The organism is Streptomyces syringium, from assembly GCF_017876625.1.
Lineage (GTDB): Bacteria > Actinomycetota > Actinomycetes > Streptomycetales > Streptomycetaceae > Streptomyces > Streptomyces syringius.
On record NZ_JAGIOH010000001.1, the window covers coordinates 966662 to 990819 of the forward strand.

The following is a 24158-nucleotide window of genomic DNA, read 5'->3' on the forward strand; positions in this document are numbered from 1 at the left end:
TTGCGGTGGCCGCGGACACGGCTGCCGCGAACGGTCAGTCCGGAAGGCGGCGCATCTCTTCGACGTGCAGCCCCAGGTCCTGGAAGCGGGCGAGGAGGCCGTACAGATGGGCCTCGTCGGTCACCGTGCCGAAGAACAGCGTCTGCCGGGGGACGGACGCCCTGTCGAGCTCGGGAAAGGTGTCGGCCAACGGCGTGGAAACACGGCCGGTGACACGGAATTCGTAGCGCATGCCCGTACCGTCCCTGCCTGTTCCGGGGACTCTTCCTCTGCCATGCTGTGCGCCGCGCGGGGTGCGGGCATCCCCCCGCGCGGGTGAGCCGGCATCGGGGCGGCGCACGCCGGAGCCGGCCGACGGGTCACAGGAGGTGCAGCTCCTTGCCGAGCTCGACGGCCTCGCGACGGCGGGAGACGCAGAGTTTGCGGTAGACGCTCCGCAGGTGCGTTTTGACGGTGTTGACGGACAGGTGGAGTTCGTCGGCGATTTCGTTGGTGGACAGCATCCGCGCGACGCAGGCGAGTACCTCCCGCTCACGGCCGCTGAGCGGCTCGACGAAGGCGGGGGTGCGCGGGCCGTCCGGGCACCGGGTGCTGAGCCAGGAGCGGGAGAGGCGGGATGTGTCTTCGCCGTCGGCCCGCTCGAGCAGATGCCGCAGCCACGGCCCGGCTTCGGTGAAGGGGCGGCGCAGCTGTTCGGGGCGGGCCGCGTCCAGTGCTTGCGCCAGCGGGGCGTGGGCGGCGCGGGGATCGTCGCCCAGCATCGCGATACGGGCCCGCAACAGTCGGATCCGGACGTGGTCGACGAGACTCGACCGGTGTGAGCGGTCGGCGTGGGCCAGGAGCCGCCGGGCGCGGTCGATGCGTCCGGCCGCGAGGTGGGCATGGGCCAGCGCGACGGTGAGGGCCGGTCCGTCCCCGTCTCCGCCGTGCAGGGCGGCGACAGCGGCCTCGTGGTCTCCGTGGGCCAGGACCGCGTGGGAGCGGGCGACGGCGAGGCGCTCGGCCGGCCATGTCATGGGGGGCTGCCCGGGGTCACCGAGGGCCGTCAGGGCGGCTTCCCACCGGCCTTGCGTCAGTTCGAGGCGGGAGCGCAGGACGGCGCTCTCCGCGACCATGACCGGGTCGTCGTGGGCGTCGGGACTCGCCATGGCCCGTTCGAGATGGTGACGGGCGGTCCGGGGGTCATCGCGTTCGAAGGAGAGGGCGGCCAGTGCCAGGTGACCGGCTCCTGAACGGCGGGCGGGAGGCATACCGTGCCGGTCGGCCACCGTGAGGGACCGCACGGCGTGGTCTTCCGCCGCCGTCAGGGCTCCCACGGCACTCTCGGTCAGGGCGAGCTTGCCGAAGGACGCGTGGAGCACGAGGTGGGTGGCGTCGTCCGCGCAGGCCTCGACGGCGTCGGTGAAGGCACGGCGGGCATCGTCGAGGCGGCCGGACCGCAGGAGCGCGCAGGCCAGTCCGTGCAGCCGTAGCGCCGTGAGCTCCGGATGCTCCTCGGTCCGCCCCCCTGCCACTCGCGCCGTCATGTGCCCGGCGTTCCGGGCCATTGCCTCGGCCGCCGCCCCCGGGGTGGCACCGCTCTCCGGGCCGTACGACTCGCAGAGCAGCTTCAGGAGGGCATGCGTCAGCCCGGCCTCGGGGCCGAGCGGTGTGCTCCCGCTGTTCATGAACCGCTCGGCCGCCGTGAGCCGCTCGCGGCAGCCTTCGAGGTCGCGGCCGGCCAGGCGGCAGGCTCCCGCGACGAGGGCGGGCTCGACGCCGGGGGTGTCGTCGGGCATGCGGGAGAAGAGAGCCGGGAGACGGTCCTCGTCGGGGCCGGCGAGCAGGGACCCGACCATCAGATTGCGGACGGCTTCGGCGGCTCCGTAACTCCAGTCCCCGGCCGCCGTCGCGTGTCCGAGGGCTTCGGCCGGACGGCCGGCATCGGCCAGCCAGCGCGCGGCACGGCCGTGGAGTCGCGGTGCGAGACCGGGCCGTCGGCTGCGCAGGTGTGCCTGGAGCACCTTGGCGAACAGGGGACGGAAACGGCACCAGCGGGTGTCCGCGACCGGCTCCACGAAGGCACCCTCGCGGACGAGCCGGGCCAGGATCTCTTCCGCGTCCTGCCGCCCCGTCAGCGCGTTCGCCAGCTCCGGGTGCACCTGGTCCAGGATGCTGGTACGCAGGAGCAGTTTCCGAGTGGCGGCGGGCTGGACCTCGAGAACCTCGGCGAGCAGGTAGTCGGCCACGGCGTGTTCGGAGGCGGCGAACGACCGGGCGAAGCCGTCCGGGTCGCCGGACTTCCGCATGGCCAGGGCGCACAGTCTCAATCCGGCGGCCCAGCCCTCGGTGCGGCTCGTGAGGGTGCCAACGGTGCTGTCCGTGGTGGCCGGGTCGTGCTGTCGCAGCAGAGTCGCCGCTTCGTCCGGCGTGAACGTCAGGTCGGCACCCCGGATTTCGGTCAGCCGGCCCTCCGCGCGGTAGCGGTGGAGCGGGAGCCGTGGGTCCACCCGGCCGATCAGGACGAGGCGGAGCTGCGGGCCCGCGTGTTCGAGGAGGAAGCCCAGCCCCTTCGACACCTCCCGGCCGGGCGCCTTGGCCATGTCGTCGAGCACGAGCACCACCGGGTGGGGCAGGTGTTCCACGGCGGAGGCGAGCCGGACGAGCAGGGAGCGGCCGATGCTGTCGGGGCTGGTGGGTGTTCCGATGGTGGCGGGCAGGGAGGGAAGCGCACGCCGGAAGGCTTCGAGGACGTAGGACCAGAAGACGCCCGGGGCGTTGTCGTCGGTGTCGAGGGTCAACCACGCGACGGGCCCCGGGGGCGTGGTGAGGTGTGCCCAGGAGACGGCGAGAGTCGTCTTTCCGGCGCCCGCCGGGCCGCTGACCAGGGTCAGTGGCCCGTTGACGCCGCCGCTGAGGCGGTCCAGCAGGCGCTGTCGGGGGACGCAGGTCCCGGGAAGAACGGGCACCGAGACCTTCGAAGTCAGCAGGGGGTCACCGGACCAGGCCAGTGCTGCTTCGGTGGCGGTGCCGACCGGACGCCGGCCGGGCGTGTGGCCGGCGTGGGATCCCTTGCCTTCTTCCGTGACAGCGGGGAATCCTTCCGTGCCGGCGGGAAATCCGGACGTGGGCATCCAACCACCACCAGGGTGAGGGTCTCGGGCGCCGACGCCGGGCCCTTCCCCGACCGGGGCGCGCTTGCCTCGTCGTGTGCCGGGCCGTGCTCCGCACCCGCGACTCCATGGTGCCTGCTCCTCCCGGCGGCTGCCACGCGAGGGGTCCCCGGGCTCGTCGGAGGGGTGACGAGCCGGGTGGAGGCTCACCCGCTCCGGGTGATGCGACGCCGTCGTCCCACCCGGAACATGCGGGAAGGAACGTCCCGACGAGGCATCGGCTGCCGGACCGGCGGACCCGCGCGAGAGCGAGGAGGCCTGGTGATGACCGCGACGACCCCGCATCGCCACCCGACCCCGGAGGAGCGGGCGGCGCGTGGCAGAGCGGCCCGCGGCACGGTGCCGCGGTCCGGCCACGCCGCGTTCGCGCGTCGGGACGACCGGCCGGACCCCGTGGAGGTCATCGAGCGGCAGTCCGCCGACCGGGTCCCGGAACTCGTACCGATCCGCTACGGAAGAATGCTCGAATCACCGTTCCGCTTCTACCGCGGCGCGGCCGCGATCATGGCTCAGGACCTGGGGGCGCTGGGCCACACCGGCATCACGACCCAGCTGTGCGGGGACGCGCACCTGCTGAACTTCCGTCTGCTCGCCTCCCCCGAACGGCGCCTGGTCTTCGATATCAACGACTTCGACGAGACCCTGCCCGGACCGTGGGAATGGGACGTCAAACGGCTCGCGGCCAGCCTCGTGATCGCGGCCCGGGCCAACGACTTCTCGGCCGGACAGCGCGCCGGGGTCGTCCGCGAAGCCGTCCGGGCGTACCGGGAGTCGATGCGGGGGTTCGCCGGGATGCGCAACCTCGACGTCTGGTACGCGCAGGCGGACACCGAGAAGCTCAGTGCCCTCCTCGGCGGCCGGTTGGCCAAGAGCTCCCGCCGACGCCTCTCCCGCGCGCTGGACACGGCCCGGACCAGGGACAATCTGCAGGCCTTCGAGAAGCTCACCACGGTCGCGGACGGCAGTCGGCGGATCGCCTCCGATCCACCGCTCCTCGTCCCGCTGAGAGACCTGCTCTCCGAAGCCGGGCGTGCGGGGTTCGAAAGGGAGCTCCGTGAGGTCATCGAGCGGTACGGCGCCAGTCTCACCTCCGACCGCCGGCACCTCCTCGGACAGTTCCGGATGGTCGACATCGCCCGGAAGGTGGTCGGGGTCGGCAGTGTCGGCACCCGCTGTTGGGTCGTGCTCATGCTCGGCAGGGACGACGGGGACCCGCTGCTCCTGCAGGCCAAGGAAGCCGCTGCCTCGGTCCTCGCCCCGCACGCCGGGCGGAGCGCGTACGACAACCAGGGCCGGCGCGTTGTCGCCGGACAGCGATTGATGCAGGCCGCGAGCGATATCTTCCTCGGCTGGGACCGGGTCACGGGTGTCGACGGACAGCAGCGTGACTTCTACATCCGCCAGCTGCGCGACTGGAAGGGCATCGCGCGGCCCGAGACGATGAGGCCCAGCGAGCTGAGGTTCTTCGCGGGCCTGTGCGGCGCCACGCTGGCACGCGCCCACGCCCGCTCCGGGGACCGGATCGCGATCGCCGCCTATCTGGGCGGCGGTGACGTCTTCGACCGGGCGCTGGCCGAATTCGCCGAAGCCTACGCCGACCAGAACGAGCGCGACTTCCAGGCCCTCACCGACGCCGTTCGCACCGGCCGGATCACAGCCGAGACCGGCTGAGCCCCGCCCCCGGACGGGTAGGAACCGGGACGAAACATGCGAAATGTCCACTTTGTGCGGATATGCTATGTATCATGGTCAAGCCTGGACAGTCGCGACTCCGCCGTTCCAACGGCCGGTGGTCCTTTGTCCAGCTGTCCCCGGTGCTCCTGACCGTGGTCATCGCCGGCCTCGCGTACTCCACGCCCCCGGACATGGCCTTCAGCCGTATCCTGCCCGCGGCCCCCGCTCTCGCGGCCGCCATGTGGCCCGTGCTGCCCACCGTGCTGCTGGGGACGGTCTGCTTTCTGCTGATGATCGGCCTCAGCCTCGTGTTCCCCGGCCTGGGTGCCTGGTACACGGTGGCGGGCATTGTCGCGGTCACGGTGGCGGCGGCGTACGGAAGCCATGTCCGGCTCCAGCGGGAGCAGTCCCTCTTCCAGGTCCGGCTCGTCGCCGACGCGGCGCAGCAGGTGGTCCTGAGCCCGATGCCGCGCCGCTTCGGGGACATCGAGATCGAGTCGCTGTATCTCGCGGCAGCCGCGGAGGCCCGTATCGGCGGCGATTTCTACGAGGTGGCCGACACGCCGTTCGGGGTCCGGTTGCTGATCGGCGATGTGCGGGGCAAGGGACTGCCGGCGGTGGGCGCGGCCGCGGCGGTGGTCAACTCCTTCCGGGAGTCGGCCTACGACGAGCCCGACCTGGGTGGCATCGCACGCCGGCTGGAGGCCAGCAGCAGCCGTTACAGCACCGCGTTTCCTCCTGAGGACCTGATGGAGCGCTTCACCACCGCCGTTCTCGTCGAGATTCCGCACGAGGGCGACCTCATCAGAATTCTCAACTGCGGGCATCCGCCGCCGCTGGTCCTGAACCGGGAGGGGCTCCGGATCCTGGATCCCACCTCTCCCTCACCGCTTCTCAACCTCGCGGACCTGATCGGCGATCACTACAGCATCGACACCTTCCCCTTCGCGCGCGGTGACCAGCTGCTCCTCTACACCGACGGCGTCACCGAGGCCCGCGCCCGCAACGGCGAGTTCTTCCCCCTGACCGACTGGATGAGCCGGCAGGCCCCGGCACGCCCCCGCGAACTGCTCGACGGGCTCCACCGTGACCTCCTCCACTACAGCAGCAGAGGCCTTGACGACGACATCGCCGCTCTCGCCGTGCACCTGCACAAGGGCGCGTAGGCCAAAACCACCGGGCGTCGGCACAGGCGAAGCCGGCGCCCGGTGGTCGCTCGTGTGCCCGTCGGCGATCAGCTGCCCGCCGGGCTCGCCGACTGGGCGGCGTTGTAGACGGCCTTTTCCTCGTCACCGAGGTGGGTGGAGCTCAGGTTGGGGCCCTGTACCCAGCCGAAGAGGCCGATGATCTGGCCGGGGTCGTCGTAGCGGGAGAAGACGCCGACCTGGATGCCCTCACCGGTGGTGGGGTCGAAGTTCTGCAACAGGGGGCCGCCGCTGGTTCCCGGCGACAGCGCGCCGCGCATCACATCGCTGTAGTAGACCGGGTCGTTGCGGGTGGTGCCCTGGGCGGTCATGAGGCTCCGGCCGTCGAAGGTCCGCTGCAGCTGCCGGGACACATTGCCGGGACGGTAGTAGTTGCGTTCATTGATGGTCGGGTAGCCGAAGACGTGGTTGTTCTGGTTCTGCGGCTGGTTGAAACCGATCTGCTGGCCACCGGTGACCTGGCCGATCGGCCGCGGGTCATCGGGGTTGTCCACCAGGACCGCGGCCATGTCGTGGCCCAGCAGCCAGTCCGCGCTCTGGCTCCAGGTCTTGGTGATCCACTCGCGGGTCACGCCCCAGACCCCGTACGGGGCGATGTCCTTGCCGGGAAGTGCCGTGCTGGAGGTGTGGCGCTCCAGGCTCGCGCCGTTGAATCCCGGCACGAACACCATATTGGTGATCATGGTGTTGCCGAAGCCGACATTGATCGGGGTGTGGATGCGCAGACAGTGGGCGGCGGTCATGACGACGCTCTGATTGCCGCTGTTCACCACGTTGCCGGAGCACGACGTCGTCGAGACGGCGCCGGTGACCACGTCCTTGTTCTGGATGAAGAACTTGCCGGCGGTGCGCGAGACCAGCCCGGCCTTCCGCGGCCACGGCTTGCTGAGGTCGTCCCAGCCCCCGGGGGGCGCGGTCGCGTCCTGGTCCTCGTGGTTGAGGCCGGTGGCGGCCATCTTCTCGAGGGTCCAGAACTCCACCTCGGACCGGAGCTTCTGCTGATAGTCGGCACCGGCCGGGACCATCGGGGTCAGCTCGAACGCGGGGACATCGGCTCGCGCCGGGGGCGCGGCGGTGAGCAGAGCGGCCACCAGTCCGATCACGCCGAGCACGGTGGTTCTCGTGCGTCTCGCCAGCTTTCCGATGGGCAAGGCGTTCTCCTCCTTGAGGGTGTTCACGGGACGGACGGGATGTCCGACGTCGGTGACGAAGAGTGGGGAACGTTCCGGCAGCGGCCTTCAGCGCCCGCCCTTACGGGTTGGCAGTCACCGTGAACCCGGCTCCGAAGACGCCCGCGGGGGCGGCGGCGTCCCGGGCGCGCAGGTCGGCGAGGATGTTCGCCGAGCTGGTGTACAGGAAGGGCGGCAGTGCCAGGGTGATCCCCTTGGTGATGCCCGCCCAAGGGCCGGAGGCCTTGAAGCCGTTGGCCTGGGAGGGGAGTTCGCTCCCGGGGACGCGCCAGATGGCCGGCCCGCCCGAGTCGCCCTTCATGTTCACGGCCGACGACCGGTAGACGCCGAGTGTGTTCTCCATGATGGTGCCGTACCACACGCCCGTCTGGCCCGACGTGATGAGCTCGTTGCCGCCGGAGGCGAGCAGTCGCTCGTTGTCGAGTGCGGGGTTCAGGGCGTTCGGGCTGACGGATCCGCCGGGGACCTGCACCATGCCCGTCTGCTTCAGGTACGGCCCCTGCGAGGAGAGCGTCACCTGCGGGACCAGCTCGATGATCATGTAGTCCTTGGTCACGTGCCCGGTCTGCGAACCCTCGGGGTCCTTGAAGTAGCGCACGTGCCCGATCGGGCCGAATCCGGTGTCCGCCCGGTCGTAGACGGGAGCGACGTTGTCGGGGATCTCCCGGTCCGCGTACTGGCCCGAGGGGTCACTGAGGCAGTGACCCGCCGAAATGGCTATCTTGTGCGCGTACTTGTCCGTGCCCACCGCGCCGACCGTGCAGAAGGCGTCGGGCATCGACGTGCTGAAGATGATCTGCATCCCGTTGTGTACGCGCTTGCCCTCCTCGCCCTGGGCTGCCTGGGCGGCACCGACGCCCAAGGTCCAGACGACCGTCAGGCTCAGCAAGAACGTGCACAGTCTCTTGATCATTGCGTGGCACCCTGTCTGTCGGGGAACGGAAGGTCAGGCGGACGCGAATGCCGCTTCGAGCCGCGGCACGAAGTCCACGAGATCCTGTGCCCAACAGCCGTAGTTGTGGCCGCCGTTGCAGCTCTCGCCCCAGCCCGAGCCGTTGCCGTAGTCCACGTAGTGCACGGGGTACTTGAGGGCGTCCAGACGCTCCTTGGCGTGCTGGGATGCCGACTGGACCCAGAACTCGGGCTCGGCGGGGTTGCCGCCGCCGTTGCCCGTGTAGATCGTGACGCCCATGCCGGCCCGGGCCAGGACGTCCATGTGCGCGACGGGATCCGCCTCGTTCCAGCGCCAGTCGGCGTTGAACACCGGATAGGGCGTGCCGAAGACCGCGTCGCTGGAGACCGTGGGCCCGAAATTGAGCGAGCAGGTGGGGCTGGAGGTGCCGCAGAGCGGGGCGCCGATATTGGTCAGCGTGGCGACGACGGCGGCGCGCATGACGGCGTGGTTGCGCGAGAACTCATTGGCGCCGGAGAGTGTGGCGACCTGGCTGAAGAGGTCGGGGTGGCGCTGGGCGTAGTGCAGTGCGCCGAAGCCGCCCATCGACAGGCCGGCGACGGCCCGCCCCTTCTTCGTCGCGGTGGTGCGCAGGTTGGCGTCGATGAACGGGATCACCTGGTTGATGTGGAAGTTCTCCCAGTTCTGCGCACCGGCGGCGGTGCCCTGGTCCAGCCAGTTGTTGTACCAGCCCCGCAGGCCTCCGTCCGGGATGACCGTGATCATTGACTTGGCCGCGGCCAGGGCGGGGTAGGCCAGGTTCGGGTTGCCCGGGTCGTCGGACGCGCCGTGCAGGAAGTACAACACCGGGTAACGCTTGGTGGGATTGGCCTCGTAGTCGCCGGGCAGCAGGATCCGGATGCGGTGCGATCCGGCGACCTGGAGCGTTTTCACCGTGACCACGAAGTTGGTGGCCGTGCCGGTGGCACTGCCGGCCTGGGTCAGACCGAAGCCGTCGGCCATCTTCGGCGGGCCCGACGCGGCCTCGGCGTGCGCGGGCGGTGCGCCCAACAGAAGGAGGGCGGTGGCCAGGGTGGCGACTGCTGCCTTCACGCGCAGGAGCCGGGTGGGCAGGACTGATCTCATCAGTTGTCCTCGGACTGGGCGGGGGCTGGGTGCCATGGGACTGGTGTTCAGCCGGACACCGGAAATCTCACCGCAGCACTCTGGGTAACGCCATAGTGTGCGGGTGGCGCACCTGCGCCAACGGCCCAGGTGCGCCACCCGCGCCGTGGGCTCCGGGGGCCGGTCGGGCCGGCTCCCGTTACGGCGAAGGAGATGTCGTGCACGACGTGCTGGACCCGGACTCCGACCGTGGACGGGTCTATCGGTGCCTGGTCGGGCATCCGCGGGTGTCCGTGGACCAGTTGGCGGCCCGGGCCGGGCTGGGCGAGGCCGTCGTCCAGGCGGTGCTGAAGGAACTCGCCGCCGAGGACATCGTCGTGACGACGGATTCCGGGGCCGGGGAGTCCTTCTGGGAGGCGTTACCGCCCTCGGAGGTCGTCGAGGCGCTGTTGCAGCGCGATGCCGCCGTGCGGACATCGCTGCGTCAGGCCGGGACGGAACTGGAGCGGCTCTACCGTTTCGCCAGGCGGGATGCCGGTCACTACGGCGCGCTGGAAGTCGTCGAGGACCCCGCGCGCGTCCTGTCGGTCAGCCGGCAGCTTCAGCAGTCGGCGCGCGACCAGATCCGGGTCATCGACGTACCTCCGTACTCCGGGACGTCCGACTACTACCTCGCTCAGGAAGTGCTGCAGCGCGAGCGCATGGCCGCCGGTGTCGTCTACCGCAGCATCTATCACGGCTCCGCCTTCGACGACCCCATCGCGTGGCCCAACATGGCGCGCATGATCGAGGCCGGGGAACAGGCACGGACCCTGGACGATCCGCCCATGAAGCTCGCCATCGGCGACGACGATCTGGCGGTGGTCACCCTCGCCGCCGACGACCACCCCGGTGTCGTCTCCCTGCTGATACGTCCGTCGGGGCTGTTCCAGGCGCTGTCCAACGTGTTCGAGTCCCTGTGGAGACTTGCCGTTCCTATATCTGCGGCGGGCATCGGCACGCAGATCGACGCCCGGGACCGTCAGATCCTCACGCTCATGGCCAGCGGTGCCACCGACGACGCGATCGCCAGGCACCTGGGCGTGGGCCGGCGCACCGTCGTGCGCCGCGTCTCCGCCCTCCTGGCGAGGCTGGGCGCCACCACCCGGTTTCAGGCGGGGGTCCAGGCGGCACGGCGCGGCTGGCTCTGAGGGCACCGCTCACAGGTGGCGCAGCCACAGCAGACAGCCCCGGCTCGGGGAGTACGGCCTGATGCGACCACTGTCGTGAAGTCCGGCTGAGCCGAGGTGGGTGAGACATCGGCCTCATCGCCTGGGTGTGTCAGGTCGTGGTTCAATTCCGTGCGTGATACCGCCCGTGTTCCCCGGCAGATTCGAGTAGCGCATGGTCGAGCCTCTACGCCCCGGAGATCCTCGGCGTATTGGCCCGTATCGGCTGGACGGCCGGCTGGGCGCGGGTGGCATGGGTCAGGTCTACCTCGGTGTGTCGCCGGCCGACCGGAAGGTCGCGGTGAAGGTGATCCGACCGGAGCTGGCGGCCACCCCGCAGTTCCGGGCCCGCTTCGCCCGGGAGGTGGACGCCGCACGGCAGGTGGGCGGCTTCCACACCGCCCAGGTCGTCGACGCCGACCCCGACGCCGAATCCCCCTGGCTGGTCACCGCGTTCATCCCCGGCCCCACCCTGCAGCAGGTCGTCACCGACGACGGTCCGCTCGCCCCGCAGGCCGTACTCCGTCTCGGCGCGGGACTCGCCGAAGGGCTCGCCGCCATCCACCGCTGCGGCCTGATCCACCGTGACCTCAAGCCCGGCAACGTCATCATGGCCGAGGACGGTCCCCGCATCATCGACTTCGGCATCGTCCACGCCCCGGGTGCCGAGACGATGACCCACACCGGTGCGGTCATCGGCACCTATGCCTACATGTCGCCGGAGCAGATCCGGGCCGATCCGGTCACGCCTGCCGGTGATGTGTTCGCGCTCGGCTCGGTCCTTGCCTTCGCCGCCACCGGGCGCAGCCCGTTCGACGCGACGACCGTGCCGGCCATCATCCACCGGGTCACCAGCGAACCGCCCCGGCTCGACGGCCTCGACGGCAGCCTGTACGCGCTGGTCACCGCGTGCCTGGCCAAGGCTCCCGCCGACCGCCCGTCCACCGCGGACGTCCTGGCCCGGCTCTCGGTCGTCGGCCCGGGCAGCCCGCCCGGTGTCCTGGCCCGCGCCGTGCCCCCGGTACCCGGCACACCGCCCGCCGTCCCGCCCGCCGTGTCCGCCAAGCCACTCCCCCGGCGCGCCCTGCTGCTCGGGGGAGCGGCCGCCGCGACCGCCGTCGCCGTCCCCGCGTACATCTTCCGGCCGAAGTCCGGGAAGAAGAAGTCGGCATCGAAGTCCGCTTCGAGTGCCGCCCCTTCCTCCGCCCCGGATCCCACCAAACCGGTCGCGCGCCTCGCCGGCCACACCGGCTCCATCGACTGTCTTGCCTTCGGCCCGGACGGCAGAACACTCGCCAGCGGCGGTTACGACAACACGCTGCGACTGTGGGACGCCGCCACCGGTCGTGCGATCACGACGTACAAGGGGCACACCTCGAACGTCATGTCGGTGGCCTACACCCCGGACAGCCAGGCGCTGTTCACCGGCGGCTTCGACAAGACCCTGCGGCGCTGGGACCTGCGCACCGGCGCACCGCTGGACGTCGCCGCCTCGTACGACGGCGAGTTCGACAGCGTGAACTGTCTGGCGTTCAGCCCGGACGGCACGGCCCTCGCCGTGGGTGTCGGCAGCCGGGTCGAGATCGTGGATCCGGCCACCGGCCGCTCCCGTGCCACCCTCACCGGACACACCGGCAGCATGAACCATGTCGCGTTCGGCCCGGACGGCAAGACCGTGGCCAGTGTGGCCGCCGACACCGGCAGACACGGCACGGTCCGGCTCTGGGCCGCCGACACCGGCCGCCTGCTGAAGACCTTCACCGCCGACGCGGAGAAGAATTTCTCCTCGGTGGTGTTCAGCCCGGACGGCAGGACCATCGCCGGTGCCGGTCCCGGCGTCCGGCTGTGGGACCTGTCCACGGGGCGCCCCACCGCGACGCTCACCGACCGCCACTCGTACGTCCTCACGGCGGCGTACCGCCCGGGCAGAGCGGTGATCGCGGGCGCCGGCGGCAACCGCGAGCCCGAGGCCCGTGACATCACCGGCAAGACCATCAGCCTCTGGGATCTGTCCACCGGGCGCGTCGCCTCGACCCTGACGGGCACGATGCCGGACTCCAACCTCACCACCTCCGTCTCGGCACTGGCGTTCAGCCCGGACGGCTCGACTCTGGCGGCCAGTCTCAATCTCGCGGGCGTGAGCAAGGAGTCCGACACCTCGGTCCAGCTCTGGAAGCTTCGCTAGCTCGCCGCGAGCCCCCCTCTCTCACAGTCTCTCCCACGGACTCTCTCACGGACGGTATGCATGGACGCGTTGTGGCCCGATGATCCCCAGTGGGTCGGCCCGTACCGGCTGGACGGCCGGCTGGGTGCGGGCGGCATGGGGCAGGTCTACCTCGGTACGTCACCGGGCGGCCGCAAGGTCGCGGTGAAGCTGATCCGGGCGGAGCTGGCAGCCACCCCGCAGTTCCGGACCCGCTTCGCCCGGGAGGTGGACGCCGCACGGCAGGTGGGCGGCTTCCACACCGCCCAGGTCGTCGACGCCGACCCCGACGCCGAATCCCCCTGGCTGGTCACCGCGTTCATTCCGGGGCCGACGCTGCGGCAGGTCGTCGTCGAGCGCGGCCCGCTGGCTGCCGACGCCGTGCTCCGCCTCGGCGCCGGGCTCGCCGAAGGGCTCACCGCGATCCACCGCTGCGGCCTCGTCCACCGCGACCTCAAGCCCGGCAACGTCATCATGGCCGAGGACGGTCCCCGCATCATCGACTTCGGCATCGCCCGTGCCGTGGACGCCAGTTCACTCACCGCCACGGGTGCGATCGTCGGCACGTACGCCTACATGTCGCCGGAGCAGATCCGCGCCGACCGGGCCGGGCCCGCCAGCGACGTGTTCGCGCTCGGCTCGGTCCTGGCCTTCGCCGCCACCGGCCGCAGCCCGTTCGACGCGCCCACCCTCCTGGCCGTCGTCCAACGGATCCTGGACGAGCCGCCCGTGCTCGGGGGTCTCGACGGCGAGCTCCGGCGCCTGCTGGTCTCCTGTCTGGCGAAGGACCCCGCCGACCGCCCGGCTGTCGCCGGTCTCCCCGCCCGGTTCGCGGGCGCCCGCGGGGGCGAGGCGGCCGTCCACCCGCCCCGGCCGGAGCAGACGGTGGTCCTGGCCCCGGCGGAGCGGACACGGCCCGAGCCGGTGGCACCGAGGGACGGGGCAGCGGACGCGGGTGCCGGGGCGCAGCCGTACGCCGTCGGAGCCCGGGGCCCGGCTCCGGTGGCGTCCGCGGAATCCGGCCCGACCGTACCGGGAACGGGCAGGGTGTCGCGGCGTGCGTTCATCGTCGGCGGTCTGGCTGTCGCCGCGGCGACAGCGGTCACCGTCCCCGTCCTCCTGCGCCGCGAAGACGGCGACGACCCGAGCTCCCCCGCCTCCGCTTCGCCGCAGAGCGCAGGCGCGAAGGAGGTCACCCTCAAGGGTCCCGTGAGCGTGCACGCCCTCGCCTTCGCGCCGGACGGCACGTCGCTCGTCACGGCCGGCGGTGAGGGCACGATCTGGCGCTGGGACCTGGCCACGGGGCGCAGCACGACCACGCGCATCGGCGTGGCCGAGTACCTCCAGCCCAACGCGTTCAGCCGGGACGTCAAGCTCCTGGTCAGGGCGGAGAAGAACAAGGTCCTGCTGTGGGACGTGGCCACCGGCCGCACCGTCGGCACCTTCACCGGCATCACGTCCTACCGGCTCCAGGACGGCTTCGTCTCCGCCATGAGCCTCAGCCCGGACGGCAGGACGCTGGCCGCGAGCACCTCCAAGGGCCTGTACGTGTGGGACGTGGTCTCCGGTCGCACCCTCGATGTCCACGAGGACTCAACGAGCGGGCCGACGGCCTTCAGCCCGGACGGCAAGCTGCTGATCAGCGGATATCCCCTTCAGGTGCGGCAGATGCCGGGCGGCCGGACCCTGGCGGCGCTGGACGAGGGCACGACCTCACGCGAGGCGTTGTTCAGCCCGGACGGCCAGATCCTGGCCATCGCGCAGCTGGACGACACCGTGCGGCTGTGGAACACCAGCTCCCGCCAGGACGTCGTCACCCTCAAGGGCCACAAGGCCCGGATCCAGGCGCTCGCGTTCCACCCGGGCGGCCGGACGCTGGCCAGCGCCGACCAGGGCGGCACCGTCCGGCTGTGGGACACGGCCACCGCAACGGTCACCACCACCTTCACCAGCCACAACTCCATCGCAGCGGTGGCGTTCAGCCCGGACGGAAAGACCCTCGCGGCGGGCCTCAACGGCGGCACCAGCTACTCCACCCATGACACCGTCCGTCTCTGGAAGCTCCCCTGAGACGCCGGCGGATCCGGGCCACGCCGACGGCCGTTCCGGGCGTCTGGGAAATCCCCTAGCTGACTTGGTGTTGCTCTTGTGACGCAAGTGATCAGCAGGTCATGATCCCTGCACCTGAACGCGATATCCATCGCTGAACACACCCATGAACCGCCAAGAGCCGTGAAACAGCCTCCGCCTGGCTTCTCCGTGTTTCACCGCATACGCCGAACCTCAGGGGCATCATGAAATCCCGGAACACGGCTCTCGAGAACTCCCGAGCGGTGGTGGTCGGAGGGGGAATCGCCGGGCTGCTGACGGCACGGGTCCTCGCCGACCACGTCGCCCACGTCGTGGTCGTGGAGCAGGACCGATTACCGGAAGGGCCCGAGCCCCGGCGCGGTGTGCCGCAGTCCACCCATGTGCACGGCCTGGGGGTACGCGGCCTGCGGACCATCGAGGGGCTGCTGCCGGGGTTCACGGACGAACTGACCGGGGCGGGCGCCCCCTTGCTGGACCTGGCCTGGGATCTCGCGATGCGCAACCCGCACGGCTGGGCGGCGGTCTTCCCCTCGGGGCTGGGCTTCGTGTGCGCCGGCCGTCCCCTGGTGGAATGGACGGTCCGGCGCATGGTGCGTACCGCGCCCAACATCACCTTCCGCGAGGGGACCCGGGTCACGGGCCTGGTCGGGGACGCGACAGCCGTCACCGGCGTACGGGTGGAAACCCGCGGACACCCCGACGACGCCCCGGCGTCCCTGCCCGCCGACCTCGTCGTCGACGCGACCGGCCGGGGTTCCGCCGTGGACCACTGGCTGAAGGAACTCGGCTGCACACCCCCGCCGCAGGAAGTCATCGACCCCCACCTCGGCTACGCGAGCCGCCTCTACCGCATACCGGAGGACCACCGGGCGCCGTGGCGCTCGTGCTACATCCAGGGCGGCCCGCCCGGCCCGCTCCGCAGCGGTGTCCTGGCCCCCCTGGAAGGCGGACGGTGGATCGTCACCCTGAGCGGCAGCGGCGCGGACCGTCCCACCACCCGCGAAGAGGACTTCCTGCCCTACGCCCGCGGCCTGGCCGATCCGCTCATCGCGGAGGCGATAGCCCACGCCGAGCCGCTGACCGGCATCTCGGGCAGCCACGCGACCAGCAACCGCCGTCGGCTGATCCGCCCCGGGGCACGGCAACCGGGCAATCTGCTGCTCACCGGCGACGCCCTGTGCTGCTTCAACCCCGTCTACGGGCAGGGCATGACCGCGGCCGCCCTGGGCGCCGTCCTGCTCGGTGAGTGCCTGTCCGGCCCCGACGGGCTCCCCGGCCTCTCCGACCGGTACCACCGCCGACTGAGCGCTCTCACCGGCACCTTCTGGGACATGGCCGCGACAGCCGACAATCTGCTGCCCGGCACCGACGGCACACCGCCCACCCGGTCCCAGCGCCTGGCTTCCCGCTATATGAGCCGGGTACAGGCCGCCGGCACCCGTGATCCCCGGGTCCATCTGGTCTTTCTCGAGGTTCTCCATTCGTTGCGCCCCCCAACGAGCCTGTTCGCACCCCGCACCGCGCTCCGGACCCTGCTCCCCCGGCGCGCGGGGTGGTCCGTGCCGCAGGCCCGCCCGGCGCCGACAGCGCCCGGCAACACATCGGACCGACTTCGCTGAGGACGTGCGTCATGCTCGATCAGTCCCTGCAGATACCGGTACCGCGACTGCGGTGCCCCTTCCCCCCTGCCGTCCATCCGGCCGCCGAGAGCCTGGAGGAGTCCGCGATCGCGTGGATGTGGCAGTTCGGCTTCATTCGCGACGCGGCCGAGGAGAAAGCCGCCCGGGCCGCCCGGTTCGGGCACCTCGCCGCCCTGACGTACCCCTACGCGAGCCTCGAAGGCGCGCAGTTGGCCTGCGACTGGATGATCTGGCTGTTCCTCCAGGACGACGAGTACATGGAGCGCGCCGCCGAGGACGGCCGGCTCCTGGACTGCGCGCGGCACACCCTCCGCTGTCTGCGGGTCCTGCACGACCCCGACGCCCCGCCGGGTGACGACCCCTACATCCGCGCCCTGCACGACCTGTGCGCGCGCACCGCACGGCACGCCGGTCCGGAGCACTTCCAGCGGTTTCTCGCCGGCCTGCACGAGTACTTCACCGGAGCGGGCGCCGAGGTCGTCTACCTCTCCCACCGCGCGATGCCCTCTCTGGAGGAGTACATCGCGCTCCGCGAATCCAGCATCGCCCTGCGCTCCGTGATGTTCGTGCTCCTGGAGACCGCGGGCGGCTTTCCGCTGCCCGGCGCCCGGTGGAGCGAGCCGGAGCTCCAGGCACTCGCCCTCTCGGCGAGCCGGGTGAACTCCTGGATCAACGACATCCTCTCCGGGCTCCGCGAACTGCACTGGCCGGGCGCCATCAACCTGATCACCGTCCTCGCACAGCACCACGGCTGCACCCCCGAAGAGGCGATCGGACGAGCCGTCGCCCACCACGACCGGGAACTCGCCGATTTCGAGGAGTTGAGCCGACGGCTCCGGCTGACCAGTGACGACCCGCGGGTCGGGCGCTACCTCGACGCGCTGGCCGCGTGGACCCGCGGCAACCAGGACTGGAGCCTGACCTGCGGCCGGTACCACGTGGAGAGCCCCGACCTCGGCGTGACCGGCCCGCAGCACTTCGGCGAATGACGGGGCACGGACGGCGAAGGGAACACCTCATGCCCGCGGCTTCCCCCGGTCCGGCGGCGCCGGACTCCTCCTCCCCTCCCCGGGATCTGCCGAGTCTCACCGGCTACCGCTTCGTTCTTGCCCTGGTGGTGCTCGTCTGCCACGCGGCCTTCATCTCCTCCGTCTACCAGGACCAGCGACTCCACGACCTCCTCGGCCTCACCCTTCCCCTGGCCACCGGAGCAGTCGCGTCCTTCTTCCTGCTCAGCGGCTTCATCCTGACGTGGTCGGCCCCACGGCACGAGCCCAGACGCCGGTTCTGGCGGCGCAGGTTCTGGAAGATCGTGCCGAATCACGTGGCCGCCTGGCTGGTCGCCGTGGTGTTCCTCGTGACCACGGCCGGAACGACGGGCATGCTGGCCACACCCACCGACGCCGAACCGGCGCCGGCCCTGGCGAACCTCCTCCTGATCCAGAACTGGGTACCGCTCGAGCACTACTACGTGGGCCCCAACGTGCCCGCCTGGTCCATCTCGTGCGAGGCGTTCTTCTATCTGCTCTTCCCCTTCCTCCTGACGGCCGTCCGCCGCATCGCCGCACCCCGCCTGTGGCGGTGGTGGGGTGCGGTCGCCGCGGCGATCCCCCTCATGGCCCTGGTGAGCCTGCTCGTCAACGGGCCGACGCTCTACGACTGGCTGCCCCTCAACGGCACCCAGCTCTGGTTCGTCTACGCGTTTCCGCCGGTCAGGGTGCTGGAATTCACCCTGGGCATCCTCACCGCCCGGCTGGTGCAGGAGGGCCGCTGGATCGAGGTACGCCGCCCGGTGCTCATCGGCCTTCCCGTGGCCGCGTTCGCCCTCGTCCCGGTGCTGCCCGCGACCTTCGTCTTCGGCGCCGCGCTGTGCGTACCGCTCGCGCTGGTCATCCCCGCACTGGCCGGGAAGGACATCGCGGCACGCGCGTCCGTCCTCCGGCACCCGCGCCTGGTCGCCCTCGGGCAGTCCTCGTACGCCCTGTACATCATCCACTACCCCATCATCATGATTGTGCGTCATGTCCTGGGCGCCGAGCGGAAGTTCGGCGTGGCAGCGGGCACGCTGCTCGTCCTCGGCATCGTGGCGCTGTCCCTGCTCGCCTCCCATCTGCTGTACCGGTACTGCGAGGTACCGCTCATGCGCCGGTACGCACGGCCCCGTCCCGCACCGCACGCCGACCCCGCGACCGCAGGAGATCCCTATGCCCCGACGCGCTGAGAGCCCCGTCCTCCCGCCGGCCCCCCGTGCCCTCCCGGGCCTCGGCCACGTCCTTCCCCTGCTGCGCGCCCCGCTGCCGTTCATCACTTCCCTGTCGTCCCTCGGTGACGTGGTCAAGGTGCGCATCGCCCACATGCCCGCCTACGTCGTCACCGACCCGGAGCTGGTGCGGCGGGTCCTGGTCACCAGCGACCACGACTTCACGCAGGGCCGGGTCTACGAGAAGCTCGCCCAGTTCCTCGGCGAGGGGGTCGGAACGACCTCCGGGCGCAAGCACCGCAGGCTGCGCCGGCTCATCCAGCCGGCCTTCCACCGCGACCGCATCGCCGAGTACGCCGACACGATGCGGACGGCCGCCGACAACACGGTCGCCGGCTGGCGGCCCGGACAGGAGATCTCCGTCGACAGCGCCATGAACGACATGGCCCTGACGGCCGTGACGGCCTGCCTGTTCGCCACGGAGATGACCCCGCGGGCCGCCGCGGAGTTCAGGGAGAGCATCCTCACCCTCTTCCACGGCGCGGTCCTGCGCACCCTGCTGCCCACGGCGTGGGAGAAGCTCCCCACTCCCGGCAACCGCCGCTACCGCCGCGCGATCACGGTGGCGAACAGGGTCATCGACGAGACGATCACCACCTACCGCGCCCCCGGGCAGCGGCGGGCCGACATGCTGACCCTGCTGCTGGACTCCCGTGACGACGACGGGGACGCCCTCACCGACCAGCAGATACGCGACCAGGTGATCACTTTCCTGTTCGCCGGTGTGGAGACGACGGGGGCGACCGTGGCCTGGGCCCTCCATGAGCTCGGGCGCCACCCCGAGGCGGAGAAACGCCTGCACGAAGAACTCGACACCGTCCTGGGCGGCCGTCCCCCGACCTGGCAGGACCTCTGCGCCCTGCCCCACACCGGCCGGGTCGTCACCGAGACGCTGAGGCTGCACGCGCCCTGGCTCATCCTGCGCCGCACGCTCCACCCGGTGCGGCTGGGCGATGTCACGCTCCCCGAGGGCGCCGAGGTCGTCTACAGCCCCTACGCCCTCCAGCGCGACCCGCGGCACTTCCCCGACCCCGAGGTCTTCGACCCGGACCGCTGGCTCCCCGAACGGGACGGCGCCGGCCCCCGGGGTGCCTTCGTCCCGTTCGGGGCGGGCGTTCACAAGTGCATCGGCGACGCCTTCGCCCTGACGGAGATCACCATCGCCCTGGCGGTCATCTGCTCCCGCTGGCGCATGCGCGCCCGGCCGGGCGCCGCCGTCCGGGAAGTGGCCGCGGCCACCACCCACCCCAAGGGCCTCACGATGACCGCGGAGCCGCGTTTTCCCTGACAGGGGGCCGGGGGCGGCGGCGCGGTGCGCGGGGCCGGCCGGTCTACCGCTCGGCGTCCCAGGGACTCGGCCCGGTGCCGGCGGCCCACGCGGCCAGCTCGTCGGCGCCGAAGCAGCCGATCCCGCACTGAGCGGCGTACTCGGCGCCCGGTTGGGTGAATTCGCTCGTGGTGACCACGGTTGCCGTGTGGGCACCGTGGACAGCGAAACAGGTGCCGCCGAAGCGTTGGAGCTCCTGTGATCCCACCTTGTGGCCCGGGGAATATCTCTTGCACTGCATCACGACACGCCTCCCGTCGGGCGCGGTGGCCACGACGTCGGCGCCCAGGTCCCCGGCACCACCGGTGACCTGTACATCCGAACACCCGTCACGCTTGCACAGCTCCGCGACCGCCGCCTCGAACTCATCGGGGCTCATCGACTCATACGCAGGCATCAGGGAGGGTTCTGCGACGGTCGGCCCCGAGACGGGAACGCCCGCGTACTCCCGGACCCCCGCGGCCTGCCGTAGGCGATGGCGCCGGCGCAGCACGGCGGCGGCCATGAACAGCGCCGCCCCCATGGCCAAGGCCCTGCCGGGATGGTCCGCGGCCGCGGCGGTCACGGCGCGTACCGTCAGGCCTGCCCCACAGATGAGGGCGGCGATCAGCCCGAAGCACAGCGTCAGTTGGCGCAGGCTGAAAGGGGACTGCCGGCCGGATCGCTCCCTGGGGCCAGGAATGGTCATGGCCGCCGGTCCCCCTCACGTCTCGACGTCAAGATCGTCGGTACGTCTGCCCCGGCGCGCCGCCCCTACACCGCGCCCTCGCCCGGGCAGCGGCGACAGAGGCCGGCCGCACTCCGAGCGTGAAGCTAGAAATTTGCTTTAAGCTGACCGCATGAAGCCGATAGTCCGCCCAGGAGGCCGCAGCGCACGGGTCCAGCAGGCGGTTCACACCGCCGTACGCGAACTCCAGGACGAGCTCGGACGCCCGGAGCTGACGATTCCGCTGGTTGCGGCCCGTGCCGGCGTCACCCCCTCGACGATCTACCGCCGCTGGGGCGACCTGCAGGAGCTGCTCTCCGATGTCGCCGTCGAGCATCTGCGTCCGGACACTCCCCCGGAGGACCACGGCCATCTGCTGAACGATCTGCGGAGCTGGGCCGCGCAGTTCCTCGAGGAAATGGCCTCTCCCATCGGACGGGCCTACATCCGCGACGCCCTCCTGGGGGGCCCCGACGGCGACAACGCGGGGCAGTGCTCGGCCTACGCGGCGGACCAGATCAGCACCATGCTTGCCCGCGCCGCGGAGCGCGGCGAGGAGACCCCCGACGTGGAAACCGTGATCGACCGGGTCGTGGCACCGATGATGTACCGCATCCTGTTCCGCCCCGACGGCCTCACCGAGGAGTACGCACTCCGTCTCGCGCAGGAGGCCGTGGAGGGTTTCGGCACGACCCGCTGACCTCCCCCGGGCAGAGGCCGACAGGGCCTCAGGCCGCGGCAGGCCGGACACCGGCGGCCACCGCTTCGAGCCGGTAGCCGTCCCCATCGGTGACCACGCGACCGGCGGTCGGCGCGGGGAAGTGCGTTCCGAGAACCAGGGCACCGGTGTCGGCGAGCCGGGCGAGCAACGCACGGCGGGTCGCCTCGGCCTGCGCGGGGTCGATGTCGACGCAGCTGCCGATTCCCGGATGCGCCAGTTGTACGGGGTGGTGGATGGAGTCCCCGGTGATGAGGGCCGCCGCGCCCGCGCTGCTCACCTGGACGGCGAGCTGCCCGGGGGTGTGCCCCGGAGCCGGCAGCAAGCGCAGACCGTCGGCCACGTCGACCCCTTCGTCCGGCACATCGATCGTTTCCAGCAGTCCCGCCTCCGCGATCGGGATGACGGAATCACTGAACATGCCGCGCCGCGCCTCGTCCATGTCGTACGCGGCCCAGAAGTCGTACTCCGCCTTGGCCGTGAGGTAGCGGGCGTTGGGGAACGTCGGCACCCACACACCGTCGACCTCCCGGGTGTTCCATCCGACGTGGTCGGTGTGCAGATGGGTGAGCACCACCAGGTCGACGCCCTCGGGGGCGAATCCGACGCCCGCGAGGCGCGCGAGGTAGTCAGTGTCGAGGTCGTTCCACGCCGGGTTCTCCCTCGTCTTGCCGTTGCCGATCCCGGTGTCGACGAGGACGCGCAGTCCGTCCACGACCAGCGCGAAGCTATGGCTGTCGATGCGCAGGACGCCGTCCGGACCGGCGAAGTCGGGTCGCAGCCAGTCGTGTCCGGCGACCACCTCCGCGGTGGCGGCCGGCAGCAGCCACGGCCCGGTCCGGGGCGGAAGAGGGATCTCGTGGATGCGGTGGATCGTGATATCCCCGACGGTCCAGTGAGCAGCAAGGTCGGACGTGATCGGCTCGGTGAGTTGTGCTGTGCGCATGCTGGCGCTTCCTTCGCTTACGGAGATCCGGCATCCGGTGGCGGTGTGGTGCGGGCGCCCACCAGGACCCAAATCCGCTGGAGACGACCGACGTTCACAACAAACGCAATTGGTTTGCCTTAAGCGACCGTAGACTCTACCTTCGACTAACGCAAGCCGTTAGCTTTAGCTCGGCGGTGATCTTCCGCCGTTCACCGTGAAAGAAGGCAGCACACATGTCCGCCGCAGACCTCACTCCACCCGAGGCCGCCCGCTGGGCCGCACGGTCCGGGCTTTCGCTGCCACAGGACCGCCACGCGGAAGTGGCAGCCACCGCCGAGCACATCCGTTCCGTCGTCTCCGTCCTGCGCGAGCTGGACTTCGGCGACACACCGCCGTCCGCCGCGTACCGCGCGGGAGGGGAGCAGCACGATGCAGCCGTATGAGCTGTCCGTGACCGACGCGGCCGAGGCGGTACGCTCCCGGCGGGTCTCCCCGGTCGAACTGGTGGATTCGGTGCTGGAGCGCATCGAAGAAGTCGAGCCGCGTCTGCGGGCCTTCACCACGGTGACGGCAGCCCATGCGCGAAAGGCGGCGCGGACGGCGGAGGCCGCGATCGCCGGTGGCACTCCTCCCCGAGGGCCCCTGCACGGCATTCCCGTCGGGTTGAAGGACCTCATCGATGTGGCCGGGATGGCCACCACGGCGAGCTCCCGGGTACGGACGGGGCACCGGGCGAAGACGGACAGCACGGTCGCCGCGCGACTCGCCGAGGCCGGCGTGGCGTTCGTCGGCAAGACCCATACTCATGAGTTCGCCTACGGCTTGACCACCCCGCAGACCAGCAATGCCTGGAGCCTGGACCGGGTGGCCGGCGGCTCCAGCGGTGGTTCGGCCGTCGCCGTGGCCGCGGGGGCGGCCACCTTCGCCCTGGGGACCGACACCGGGGGGTCGATCCGGGTGCCCGCCTCGCTGAACGGGATCGTCGGGCTGAAGCCGACGTACGGGCTGGTGCCCCGGTACGGGGTGACCTCGCTGTCCTGGTCGCTCGACCACGTGGGCCCCCTCACCCGCACGGTGGAGGACGCGGCGCTGGTTCTGGCCGCCCTGGTCGGGCACGACCCGCGCGACCCCGCGTCCGTCGCGGCCCCTGTCGTGGACTATCGGACGAGCGGCGACGGCACGGACCTGACGGGGCTGCGGGTCGGCGTGCCGGGCAACTACTACTTCGACCGGGTGGATCCCGGGATCGAGGCCTCCGTTCGCCGGGCGATCGGCCGGCTGGAGGAACTCGGCGCCCGGCTCGTCGAGATCGAGATCCCGATGACGCGCTACATCCAGGCGATCCAGTGGGGTCTGATGGTGCCCGAGGCTTCCGCCTATCACGAGCGGACACTGCGGGCGGTGCCCGATCTGTACGCGACCGACGTCCGCGTCCTCCTGGAGGCGGGCGAGCTCATGACCGCGGGGGACTACCTCCGCGCCCAGCGCGCCCGCACCCTCATGCGGCAGGCCTGGCTGGAGATGCTGGAGACGGTCGACGTGATCGCCGCACCGACCGTGCCCCTCACCGCCGTGAAGGCCGGGCAGACCACCGTGACCTGGGGTGACACCAGTGTGGAGAGCGTCTCCGACGCGTACGTGCGGCTGTCGGCTCCTGCCAATATCACCGGCGTTCCCTCACTGACCGTGCCGGTCGGCAGTGATGCGGCGGGCATGCCGATCGGCATGCAGCTCATGGGGCGGCCCTTCGACGAGGCCACGGTGCTGCGTGCGGGACACGCCTACGAGCTGACCGGCACCGCCCGCGGCCTGGCCCCTGCCGCGTAGGGAACGCTGCCC

At 71.1% G+C, this 24158-nt stretch carries 19 protein-coding genes; 12 read left to right on the forward strand and 7 right to left on the reverse strand.

Annotation, left to right across the window (positions count from 1 at the left end; translation table 11 throughout):
- Positions 1-34: 34 nt before the first annotated feature.
- Both JO379_RS04335 and JO379_RS04340 read right to left on the reverse strand, forming a co-directional pair.
- Entirely contained in the window at positions 35-232 is a 198-nt protein-coding gene (locus JO379_RS04335; protein ID WP_130880756.1) for a DUF8691 family protein, read from the reverse strand.
- A 127-nt stretch (positions 233-359) separates the two neighbouring features.
- A complete protein-coding gene (locus JO379_RS04340) occupies positions 360-3113 on the reverse strand; it encodes a winged helix-turn-helix domain-containing protein (RefSeq protein ID WP_209513971.1) in 2754 nt (917 codons plus the stop codon).
- Positions 3114-3416: 303 nt separating this feature from the next.
- On the opposite strand from JO379_RS04340, the gene JO379_RS04345 reads away from it, so the two are divergent.
- Together JO379_RS04345 and JO379_RS04350 are read left to right on the forward strand one after the other, a co-directional pair.
- Positions 3417-4823: a DUF2252 domain-containing protein gene (locus JO379_RS04345; RefSeq protein WP_130880754.1), complete on the forward strand. Its 1407-nt coding sequence runs from the start codon at positions 3417-3419 to the stop codon at positions 4821-4823.
- A gap of 74 nt (positions 4824-4897) precedes the next feature.
- Complete coding sequence (locus JO379_RS04350; RefSeq protein WP_130880753.1) at positions 4898-5992, forward strand: PP2C family protein-serine/threonine phosphatase; 1095 nt, start codon at positions 4898-4900, stop codon at positions 5990-5992.
- A 68-nt stretch (positions 5993-6060) separates the two neighbouring features.
- On the opposite strand, the gene JO379_RS33090 is transcribed toward JO379_RS04350, so the two are convergent.
- From JO379_RS33090 to JO379_RS04365, 3 genes are all read right to left on the reverse strand, one after another.
- On the reverse strand, positions 6061-7209 hold the full coding sequence (locus JO379_RS33090) for a trypsin-like serine peptidase (RefSeq protein WP_130880752.1): 1149 nt from the start codon (positions 7207-7209) through the stop codon (positions 6061-6063).
- A gap of 73 nt (positions 7210-7282) precedes the next feature.
- The gene (locus JO379_RS04360) at positions 7283-8134 is read right to left on the reverse strand and encodes a chymotrypsin family serine protease (RefSeq protein ID WP_207304016.1); all 852 of its coding nucleotides are present in this window, start codon (positions 8132-8134) and stop codon (positions 7283-7285) included.
- Positions 8135-8167: 33 nt separating this feature from the next.
- Entirely contained in the window at positions 8168-9259 is a 1092-nt protein-coding gene (locus JO379_RS04365) for an alpha/beta hydrolase (protein WP_130880751.1), read from the reverse strand.
- 197 nt (positions 9260-9456) lie between these two features.
- Here JO379_RS04365 and JO379_RS33865 point away from each other — a divergent pair, with 197 nt between their 5' ends.
- The 7 genes from JO379_RS33865 to JO379_RS04400 all read left to right on the forward strand — a co-directional run bounded on the left by JO379_RS33865 (position 9457) and on the right by JO379_RS04400 (position 19928).
- Positions 9457-10428 (forward strand): LuxR C-terminal-related transcriptional regulator, encoded by a 972-nt coding sequence (locus JO379_RS33865; RefSeq protein ID WP_209513973.1) that lies wholly within the window; start codon positions 9457-9459, stop codon positions 10426-10428.
- Between the two features lie 193 nt (positions 10429-10621).
- Positions 10622-12631 (forward strand): WD40 repeat domain-containing serine/threonine protein kinase, encoded by a 2010-nt coding sequence (locus JO379_RS04375; RefSeq protein WP_281066571.1) that lies wholly within the window; start codon positions 10622-10624, stop codon positions 12629-12631.
- Positions 12632-12691: 60 nt separating this feature from the next.
- On the forward strand, positions 12692-14719 hold the full coding sequence (locus JO379_RS04380) for a WD40 repeat domain-containing serine/threonine protein kinase (RefSeq protein ID WP_209513977.1): 2028 nt from the start codon (positions 12692-12694) through the stop codon (positions 14717-14719).
- 224 nt (positions 14720-14943) lie between these two features.
- Positions 14944-16359: an FAD-dependent oxidoreductase gene (locus tag JO379_RS04385; protein WP_130880747.1), complete on the forward strand. Its 1416-nt coding sequence runs from the start codon at positions 14944-14946 to the stop codon at positions 16357-16359.
- 11 nt (positions 16360-16370) lie between these two features.
- Positions 16371-17369: a terpene synthase family protein gene (locus JO379_RS04390; RefSeq protein WP_209513980.1), complete on the forward strand. Its 999-nt coding sequence runs from the start codon at positions 16371-16373 to the stop codon at positions 17367-17369.
- Between the two features lie 29 nt (positions 17370-17398).
- On the forward strand, positions 17399-18601 hold the full coding sequence (locus JO379_RS04395) for an acyltransferase family protein (RefSeq protein WP_209513982.1): 1203 nt from the start codon (positions 17399-17401) through the stop codon (positions 18599-18601).
- Positions 18585-19928, forward strand: a complete 1344-nt coding sequence (locus JO379_RS04400) for a cytochrome P450 (protein WP_209513984.1) — start codon at positions 18585-18587, stop codon at positions 19926-19928. Before JO379_RS04395 ends, JO379_RS04400 begins: the two co-directional genes overlap by 17 nt.
- Before the next feature lie 43 nt (positions 19929-19971).
- Here JO379_RS04400 and JO379_RS04405 read toward each other — a convergent pair whose 3' ends face one another.
- Positions 19972-20655 carry a restriction endonuclease gene (locus JO379_RS04405; RefSeq protein WP_130880743.1) on the reverse strand — a complete coding sequence of 228 codons (684 nt, stop codon included), beginning with the start codon at positions 20653-20655 and terminating at the stop codon, positions 19972-19974.
- Positions 20656-20806: 151 nt separating this feature from the next.
- On the opposite strand from JO379_RS04405, the gene JO379_RS04410 reads away from it, so the two are divergent.
- On the forward strand, positions 20807-21373 hold the full coding sequence (locus tag JO379_RS04410; RefSeq protein WP_209513986.1) for a TetR/AcrR family transcriptional regulator: 567 nt from the start codon (positions 20807-20809) through the stop codon (positions 21371-21373).
- Positions 21374-21401: 28 nt separating this feature from the next.
- On the opposite strand, the gene JO379_RS04415 is transcribed toward JO379_RS04410, so the two are convergent.
- Entirely contained in the window at positions 21402-22337 is a 936-nt protein-coding gene (locus tag JO379_RS04415) for an MBL fold metallo-hydrolase (RefSeq protein WP_130880741.1), read from the reverse strand.
- Between the two features lie 215 nt (positions 22338-22552).
- On the opposite strand from JO379_RS04415, the gene JO379_RS04420 reads away from it, so the two are divergent.
- Positions 22553-22762: a hypothetical protein gene (locus tag JO379_RS04420; protein WP_130880740.1), complete on the forward strand. Its 210-nt coding sequence runs from the start codon at positions 22553-22555 to the stop codon at positions 22760-22762.
- A complete protein-coding gene (locus JO379_RS04425; RefSeq protein ID WP_209513988.1) occupies positions 22749-24146 on the forward strand; it encodes an amidase in 1398 nt (465 codons plus the stop codon). The genes JO379_RS04420 and JO379_RS04425 overlap by 14 nt, the downstream gene beginning before the upstream one ends.
- The last annotated feature ends 12 nt before the right edge of the window (positions 24147-24158 follow it).

What these genes read in the sequence shown, in the direction of transcription:
- JO379_RS04335 (WP_130880756.1), bottom strand. Translation starts at nt 232, where the DNA reads ATGCGCTACGAATTCCGTGTCACCGGCCGTGTTTCCACGCCGTTGGCC.
- JO379_RS04340 (WP_209513971.1), bottom strand. Translation starts at nt 3,113, where the DNA reads ATGCCCACGTCCGGATTTCCCGCCGGCACGGAAGGATTCCCCGCTGTC.
- JO379_RS04345 (WP_130880754.1), top strand. Translation starts at nt 3,417, where the DNA reads ATGACCGCGACGACCCCGCATCGCCACCCGACCCCGGAGGAGCGGGCG.
- JO379_RS04350 (WP_130880753.1), top strand. Translation starts at nt 4,898, where the DNA reads ATGGTCAAGCCTGGACAGTCGCGACTCCGCCGTTCCAACGGCCGGTGG.
- JO379_RS04360 (WP_207304016.1), bottom strand. Translation starts at nt 8,134, where the DNA reads ATGATCAAGAGACTGTGCACGTTCTTGCTGAGCCTGACGGTCGTCTGG.
- JO379_RS04365 (WP_130880751.1), bottom strand. Translation starts at nt 9,259, where the DNA reads ATGAGATCAGTCCTGCCCACCCGGCTCCTGCGCGTGAAGGCAGCAGTC.
- JO379_RS04375 (WP_281066571.1), top strand. Translation starts at nt 10,622, where the DNA reads ATGGTCGAGCCTCTACGCCCCGGAGATCCTCGGCGTATTGGCCCGTAT.
- JO379_RS04380 (WP_209513977.1), top strand. Translation starts at nt 12,692, where the DNA reads ATGGACGCGTTGTGGCCCGATGATCCCCAGTGGGTCGGCCCGTACCGG.
- JO379_RS04385 (WP_130880747.1), top strand. Translation starts at nt 14,944, where the DNA reads ATGAAATCCCGGAACACGGCTCTCGAGAACTCCCGAGCGGTGGTGGTC.
- JO379_RS04390 (WP_209513980.1), top strand. Translation starts at nt 16,371, where the DNA reads ATGCTCGATCAGTCCCTGCAGATACCGGTACCGCGACTGCGGTGCCCC.
- JO379_RS04395 (WP_209513982.1), top strand. Translation starts at nt 17,399, where the DNA reads ATGCCCGCGGCTTCCCCCGGTCCGGCGGCGCCGGACTCCTCCTCCCCT.
- JO379_RS04400 (WP_209513984.1), top strand. Translation starts at nt 18,585, where the DNA reads ATGCCCCGACGCGCTGAGAGCCCCGTCCTCCCGCCGGCCCCCCGTGCC.
- JO379_RS04405 (WP_130880743.1), bottom strand. Translation starts at nt 20,655, where the DNA reads ATGACCATTCCTGGCCCCAGGGAGCGATCCGGCCGGCAGTCCCCTTTC.
- JO379_RS04410 (WP_209513986.1), top strand. Translation starts at nt 20,807, where the DNA reads ATGAAGCCGATAGTCCGCCCAGGAGGCCGCAGCGCACGGGTCCAGCAG.
- JO379_RS04415 (WP_130880741.1), bottom strand. Translation starts at nt 22,337, where the DNA reads ATGCGCACAGCACAACTCACCGAGCCGATCACGTCCGACCTTGCTGCT.
- JO379_RS04420 (WP_130880740.1), top strand. Translation starts at nt 22,553, where the DNA reads ATGTCCGCCGCAGACCTCACTCCACCCGAGGCCGCCCGCTGGGCCGCA.
- JO379_RS04425 (WP_209513988.1), top strand. Translation starts at nt 22,749, where the DNA reads ATGCAGCCGTATGAGCTGTCCGTGACCGACGCGGCCGAGGCGGTACGC.